Raw genomic sequence first — 6475 nt, 5'->3', positions numbered from 1 at the left:
GCGGATGGCGCTGCCCAGCGGGCCGAGGCTGGCCGGTAGCAGCGCCTCCAGGCGCATGCGCAGGGCGCGGGCCAGGCTGGCGGAGCTGCCGCCGGTGGAGATCGCGACGATCACCGGGCTGCGATCGACGATGGCCCCCATCAGGAAGTCCGACAGCGCCGGCCGGTCGACCACGTTGACCAGAAGGCCGCGCGCCCTGAGGCGGCTGGCGGCGGCCGCTGCCGCATCTTCATCGTCGAGAGCCACGAAGGCCAGGCAGGCATCGCTGGCGCCTTCATCGGCGATGCGGCCGCCCGCGGCGCTGACCAGCCGCGCCTTGGCAGCGGCAGCCTCGCCATCGCCAACCACGATCACGGTGCGGCCGGTCAGGGTGACGAAGATCGGCAACTGCTGCATTGGCCCTCCGGGTTGATGGCGGGTTTCCAATTGCAGCTATCGGCGGCCAAAGAAAGTCTTGCTCTACGCCGCTGGCCCGATGCGGCATGGGCGGACCATGGGGTATCACACACAGAGCGGGCGGGTCGTGCTGGTTGGCGCGGGGCCGGGGGCTGCAGATCTGCTGACCATCCGTGCAGTCCGGGCGATGTCGGCGGCCGATGTCGTGGTGCACGATGGCCTTGTTGGTGACGAGGTCATGGCGCTGCTGCCGGCAACGGCACGCCGCATCAGCGTGGCCAAGCAGCGCGCCCGTCACTCGCTGCCGCAAGCCCAGATTGGCGCGCTGCTGGTGAAGGAGGCGCTGGCCGGCAACACCGTCATTCGCCTGAAAGGCGGCGATCCGTTCATCTTTGGCCGTGGCGGCGAGGAAGTCGATGCCTGCGTGGCGGCCGGCGTTCCGGTTGAGGTGATCCCCGGCATCTCGGCGGCCAACGGCGCGGCCGCGGCCCTGCTGCTGCCGCTCACCCACCGCGATCATGCCTCCACGGTCAGCTTTGTCGCCGGTGAGTGCCGGGGGCTGGCGCAGCAGGATTGGGCCGGGCTGGCCGGCAAGGGGCGCACGCTGGTGATCTACATGGGCATCGCCGGTGCCGGGCCGATCGCCGAAAAGCTGATGGCCGATGGCCTGGCCCCCGATACGCCGGTGGCCGTGGTGGAACGCGCCACCCAGCCCGGGCAGCGGCTTGTCACCTCCCTGCTCGCCGATCTGGCCGGGCTGGTGGCGCGCGAAGCGATCCGCTCGCCGGCGCTGATCATCGTGGGTGAAGTGGTGGCCGGTTCGGTCGCCCGACCTGCTCTTGCAAAGGATATCGCATGCCTCGCCTGCTGACCGGCAACCGGCTCGAAACCGGTGACGTGCTGTGGTGGAGCGGGTCGGGCTGGAGCCTGCACTTGAAGGACGCCGTGGACGTCGATGCCGATGGCGAAGCGCTGCTGGCCCAGCTGGTGCCGCAGGAGCGCATCAGCGACCTGGCGCTTATCGACGCCGATGTGACGCCCAGCGGCTGGCGCCCCCGCTCCACGCGCGAACGCGTCCGCGCCGTCGGCCCCAGCGTGCGGCCGGATCTTGCCCTGCCCAGCCTGCCAGTCGAGGCCATCTGATGTACCGTTACGATGAATATGATCAGGCGATCGTCGATGCCCGCGTGGCCGAGTTCCGTGACCAGGTCGCGCGGCGGCTGAACAACGAGATCAGCGAGGATGCCTTCAAGCCGCTGCGGCTGATGAACGGCCTCTATTTGCAGCTCCACGCCTATATGCTGCGCGTCGCCATTCCCTATGGCACGCTGGACAGCCGCCAGATGCGGATGCTGGCCTACATCGCGCGGCGTTATGATCGCGGCTATGGCCATTTCACCACGCGGCAGAACATCCAGTACAACTGGATCAAGTTGGCCGAGGCGCCCGATCTGCTCGCCGAGCTGGCGACGGTGGAGATGCACGCCTTCCAGACCAGCGGCAACTGCATCCGCAACATCAGTTCCGACCAGTTTGCCGCCGCAGCCGCCGACGAGATTGCCGACCCCCGGCCCTATGCCGAGCTGCTGCGGCAATGGTCCACCCTGCACCCCGAATTCTCGTTCCTGCCGCGCAAGTTCAAGATCGCGGTGACCGGCAGCAACATCGACCGCGCCGCGATACAGCTGCACGACATCGGCCTGCAGCTGGTGCGGGGCGAAACCGGCGAGATCGGCCTGAAGGTGCTGGTGGGCGGCGGCATGGGCCGCACGCCGATGCTGGCGCCGGTGATCCGCGAGTATCTGCCGGTGGCGGATTTCCTCAGCTACATGCAGGCGGTCCTGCGGGTCTACAACCGCCACGGCCGGCGCGACAACATCTACAAGGCGCGCATCAAGATCCTCGTAAACGATCTTGGCGCCGAGGAATTCGCGCGCCAGGTGGAGGAGGAATGGGCGCTAGTGAAGCCGCTCGGCCTTGATCCGCCGGCATCGGAACTGGCGCGCATTGCAGCGCATTTCCAGCCGCCCGCGCTGGCGGCCGATGCCCCGGTGGATATCGACCTGTCCGATCCGGCCTTCGCCAAATGGGTGGCGGTCAACACCCATCCGCACAAGGTGCCGGGCCATGCCATCGTCACCATCAGCCTGAAGGCGCCGGGCGAGATTCCCGGTGATGCCTCCGCGGCGCAGATGGACTTGATCGCCGATCTGGCCGAGCGCTATGCGCAGGACGAGATCCGCGTCACCCACGCCCAGAACCTGGTGTTGCCGCACGTACGCCGCGCCGATCTGTTCGCGCTGTGGCAGGCGCTGGCCGGGGCGGGGCTGGCCACCGCCAACCTCGACCACGCGTCGGACATCATCGCCTGCCCCGGCCTAGATTACTGCACGCTGGCCAACGCCCGTTCCATCCCCATCGCGCAGAAGCTGGCGGTCATGCTGGCCCCGCAGGAGAGCGATCTGGGCGAATTGAAGATCAAGGTCTCGGGCTGCATCAACGGCTGCGGGCACCACCATGCCGGCCATATCGGCATCCTGGGCGTCGACCGCCGCGGCGACGAGAATTACCAGCTGTTGCTCGGCGGTTCGGGGGCGGAGGATGCCAGCCTCGCCAAGATCCTCGGGGCTGGCTTCGACGAGAACGGCATCGTGGCGGCGGTGGCCACGGTTGTGGATGTCTACAAGACGCTGCGCACCGGCCCCGAGGAGCGCTTTCTCGACACCTATCGCCGGGTCGGGCCGGCCCCGTTCAAGGAGGCCGTCTATGGCTGAGGCCGCCCTGCTGCGCTGGCGCAACGATCCGGAGCAGACCGCGCCGGCGGTGCCTCTGGCCGACTATCAGCCGGGTGGGATCGCCGTGCGGCTCGCGCCCGACGATGATGCCAGGCTGTTGATCCCGCACCTGGGCAGCCTGCGCCGGATCGACCTCGAGTTCCCGAAGTTCCGCGACGGCCGCGGCTATTCCAGCGCCGCCATCCTGCGCGAAGCCGGCTTTGCCCACGAAATCCGCGCCGTTGGCGACGTGCAGGTGGACCAGCTGGCGTTCCTGCGACGCGCCGGCATCGACGCAGTGGCGCCGAACCGGCCAATCGACCTGGGCGTGGCGGAACGCACACTGGCGCGCTTCGCGCATGTCTACATGCCGGCGGCCGATCGCCGGCAGCCGGTGTGGGCAAAGCGCGGCTGAGACAGCGCTTGGCGGTCGCGCGCGCTTTGCGGATTTGCTAGGGCTCGGGCTCCAGGGCAGCAACCGGGGGCACGCCAACGCCATGACCAAGACCATCGCAGCCGGTCCGACAGACGCGGCGCCGGCGCTGGCCCGCTCCCTGAAGCGCCGCCATGTCACCATGATCTCGCTGGGCGGGGTGATCGGCGCCGGGCTGTTCGTGGGCAGCAGCGCCGCCATCGCCAGCATCGGCCCGGCGGTGATCGTCAGCTATGCGCTGGCCGGCCTCATCGTGCTGATCGTCATGCAGGTGATCGCTGGTCTGGCGGTGGCGGTGCCGCACGCCGGCGCCTTCACCGAATATGCCCGCGCCGGCATCGGCCGCTGGGCCGGCTTCACCTCGGGCTGGCTCTACTGGTATTTCTGGGCGATCGTCATCGGCATCGAGGCGATTGCCGGTGCCGCCATCATCGCCCAGTGGGTGGCGCTGCCGCTGTGGCTGATCGGCACGGCGGTGATGCTGTTGCTGACCGGCACCAACCTGCTTTCGACCCGCAGCTTCGGCGAGTTCGAATTCTGGTTCTCCACCATCAAGGTCGTGGCGATCGGCCTGTTCATCATCGCCTGCGCCGCCTTCATCTTTGGCCCCGGCCCGGGGGTGGCCAACCTCACACAGGCGGGCGGCTTTGCGCCCAATGGCTGGGGGGCGGTGCTGGCCGGGGTGACCTCGGTGCTGTTCGCCCTGGTCGGGGCCGAGATCGTGACGGTCGCGGCGGCCGAGGCCGAGGATTCAGCGACGCTGGTGGCGCGCATGGCCAGCACGCTGATCCTGCGCCTCAGCCTCTTCTACATCGGTGCCATTTTCCTGATCCTCTGCATCGTGCCGTGGAACCAGGTGGTGCCGGGCCAATCGCCCTTCGCGGCCGCGCTGACGGTGGTCGGCATCCCGGGTGCGGCGCTGGTGATGAACCTTGTCGTGCTGGTGGCGGTGCTGTCGTGCCTCAACTCGGCCATCTATGTCGCCAGCCGCGCGCTGTTCACGCTGGCGGCCAACGGCGATGCGCCGCGCTGGATGGTCGCCATCGATCGGCGCGGCGTGCCGGCCCGCTCGATCCTCGCCTGCACGGCCGTGGGCTTTGCCTGCGTGCTGGCCTCCGAACTGTCGCCCAGCGGGGTATTCGCCTTCCTGGTCAACGCCTCGGGCGCGATCATCATCTTCGTCTACATGCTCACCGTGCTGGCCGCGATCCGGCTGGGGGTGGGCACCGGGCCTCTGCTGCGCTGGGGCCGCCATGGCGCGCTGGCCGCCATGCTGGCCGTGCTGGTGGCGATGGCGCGCACGCCCGATCTCGCCATCCAGCTCTATGCCAGCCTCGGCTGTCTCGCGGTGGTGCTGCTGGCGGCCTGCCTCAGCCGGCGGCCGGTTAGCTGATCGCCAGCACTTCCCAGCTCTTCTCGCCGGCCGGCAGCACCACGCGGCGCACATCGCCCACGCGAGCACCGCGAAGGGCGCGGGCGAGGGGCGCGCTCCAGCCGATGCGGCCGGTGGCGACGTCCTGCTCGTCATCGCCCACCAGGGTCAGCGTGCGGCGATGGTCGTCCTCGTCGGCGATCTCCACCGTGCAGCCGAACAGCACACGGGTGCGCTCGGCCTGGGTGGCGGGATCGATCACGCGGGCGGCGGCCATGCGTTTGGCAAGATGCGCCAGTTCACGGTCGATCTCGCGCAGCTTCTTGCGGCCATAGATATAATCGCCGTTCTCGCTGCGGTCGCCATTGCCCGCTGCCCAGCGCACCACCTCGACAATCTCCGGCCGCTCCCGGTGCAGCAGTTCGTCATAGCGCGCGCGCAGCGCTGCCATGCCGGCCGGGGTGATGGGATTGCCGTCCATCAGAGATCGAGCTGCCCCTGCATGGCCAGGCTTTTGCGGCGGCGTGTCGTGTCTGGCAAGCCGGCCCTGCGGCTGCCGTGCTTCGCCACGATGGCGCGCGCCGGCGCGGCATGGGCGGGATCGCGGCGGATGGCGGTGATGGCGGCGCGGGCATCGCGCGCCGCTTGTTCGTGATTGACCAGCGGCGCCGGATAGCTGGCGCGCGCGTCTGCCAGCCACGGTTCATGCACCAGGGGCGTTGGCAGGTGCGCCAGCTCCGGCAGCCAGCGGCGGATGAACTGGCCGTCCGGATCCTGGTCCAGCCCCTGCTTCACCGGGTTGTAGATGCGCGGGATGTTGGTGCCGGTGGTGCCCGATTGCATCTGCACCTGGGCCCAGTGGATGCCCGGCTCATAATCCGTGAACAGCCGCGCCAGCACGGCGCCGCTCTGCCGCCAGTCCAGCCGGAGATGATAGCTGGCGACCGCCATCACCATCGCCCGCATGCGGAAGTTGAGCCAGCCGGTCGCGGCAAGGCTCCTCATGCAGGCATCGACGAACGGCCAGCCGGTGCGCCCTTCTGCCCACGCCGCCAGCCGCGCCGCATCGTGTGTTGGCAGGCGCTCATAGGCCGGGTGCAGGCAGCGGGCCTCCAGCCAGGGCGCGTCCTCCAGCTTCTGGATGAAATGGCAGTGCCAGTGCAGCCGGCTGATGAACGAGTCGATGGAGCGCACGAACATGCTGTCGCCGGTTGCCTGCTTGCGCGTCCGGGCGGCCAGCGCAGCCTGATAGGCCTCGCGCACCGAGATCGTGCCGAGCGTCAGGTGCGGCGACAGGCGCGAGCAATGGTCCGCCCCGCTGGCGGGCGCCGACATGGCCGCGCGGTAGGGCCGGCCGCGCGCGTCGAGAAAGCTTTTCAGCAGCTTCAGGCCCTCGCGCCGGCCGCCGGCCTGGCGGCCAGGGCAGGGATCGGGCGCCAGGCCCAGCGCAGCCGCATCGGGCAGCGGATCGCCGGGCACATCAGCCATGCGGATGCGGGC

Annotated in this window: 8 protein-coding genes; 5 read left to right on the top strand and 3 right to left on the bottom strand. The window is 69.3% G+C overall.

Annotated elements, in window-relative coordinates; translation table 11 throughout:
• A partial coding sequence (locus tag GJV64_RS10060; protein WP_328799174.1) for a precorrin-2 dehydrogenase/sirohydrochlorin ferrochelatase family protein occupies positions 1-396 on the bottom strand: 396 nt, incomplete at its 3' end.
• 97 nt (positions 397-493) lie between these two features.
• On the opposite strand from GJV64_RS10060, the gene cobA reads away from it, so the two are divergent.
• The 5 genes from cobA to GJV64_RS10035 all read left to right on the top strand — a co-directional run bounded on the left by cobA (position 494) and on the right by GJV64_RS10035 (position 4996).
• Entirely contained in the window at positions 494-1267 is a 774-nt protein-coding gene (gene cobA / locus GJV64_RS10055) for a uroporphyrinogen-III C-methyltransferase (RefSeq protein WP_164157108.1), read from the top strand.
• Complete coding sequence (locus tag GJV64_RS10050; RefSeq protein ID WP_164157107.1) at positions 1252-1539, top strand: DUF2849 domain-containing protein; 288 nt, start codon at positions 1252-1254, stop codon at positions 1537-1539. The genes cobA and GJV64_RS10050 overlap by 16 nt, the downstream gene beginning before the upstream one ends.
• Positions 1539-3170 carry a nitrite/sulfite reductase gene (locus GJV64_RS10045; protein ID WP_164157106.1) on the top strand — a complete coding sequence of 544 codons (1632 nt, stop codon included), beginning with the start codon at positions 1539-1541 and terminating at the stop codon, positions 3168-3170. Before GJV64_RS10050 ends, GJV64_RS10045 begins: the two co-directional genes overlap by 1 nt.
• A complete protein-coding gene (locus GJV64_RS10040; RefSeq protein WP_164157105.1) occupies positions 3163-3585 on the top strand; it encodes a DUF934 domain-containing protein in 423 nt (140 codons plus the stop codon). Before GJV64_RS10045 ends, GJV64_RS10040 begins: the two co-directional genes overlap by 8 nt.
• An 82-nt stretch (positions 3586-3667) precedes the next feature.
• The gene (locus GJV64_RS10035; protein WP_164157104.1) at positions 3668-4996 is read left to right on the top strand and encodes an amino acid permease; all 1329 of its coding nucleotides are present in this window, start codon (positions 3668-3670) and stop codon (positions 4994-4996) included.
• On the opposite strand, the gene GJV64_RS10030 is transcribed toward GJV64_RS10035, so the two are convergent.
• Together GJV64_RS10030 and GJV64_RS10025 are read right to left on the bottom strand one after the other, a co-directional pair.
• Positions 4989-5456: a GreA/GreB family elongation factor gene (locus GJV64_RS10030; RefSeq protein ID WP_164157103.1), complete on the bottom strand. Its 468-nt coding sequence runs from the start codon at positions 5454-5456 to the stop codon at positions 4989-4991. The two genes, GJV64_RS10035 and GJV64_RS10030, sit on opposite strands and share 8 nt — an antisense overlap.
• Positions 5456-6475, bottom strand: a 1020-nt coding sequence (locus GJV64_RS10025; RefSeq protein WP_164157102.1) for an FAD-binding domain-containing protein, incomplete at its 5' end; no start/stop codon positions are given. The genes GJV64_RS10025 and GJV64_RS10030, both read right to left, overlap by 1 nt.

This window comes from Sandarakinorhabdus rubra (assembly GCF_010994245.1).
GTDB lineage: Bacteria > Pseudomonadota > Alphaproteobacteria > Sphingomonadales > Sphingomonadaceae > Sandarakinorhabdus > Sandarakinorhabdus rubra.
This window is presented reverse-complemented; position numbering and strand designations above follow the sequence as displayed.

Coding starts and splice junctions, on each gene's coding strand:
- cobA (WP_164157108.1), top strand. CDS start 494: ATGGGGTATCACACACAGAGCGGGCGGGTCGTGCTGGTTGGCGCGGGG.
- GJV64_RS10050 (WP_164157107.1), top strand. CDS start 1,252: ATGCCTCGCCTGCTGACCGGCAACCGGCTCGAAACCGGTGACGTGCTG.
- GJV64_RS10045 (WP_164157106.1), top strand. CDS start 1,539: ATGTACCGTTACGATGAATATGATCAGGCGATCGTCGATGCCCGCGTG.
- GJV64_RS10040 (WP_164157105.1), top strand. CDS start 3,163: ATGGCTGAGGCCGCCCTGCTGCGCTGGCGCAACGATCCGGAGCAGACC.
- GJV64_RS10035 (WP_164157104.1), top strand. CDS start 3,668: ATGACCAAGACCATCGCAGCCGGTCCGACAGACGCGGCGCCGGCGCTG.
- GJV64_RS10030 (WP_164157103.1), bottom strand. CDS start 5,456: ATGGACGGCAATCCCATCACCCCGGCCGGCATGGCAGCGCTGCGCGCG.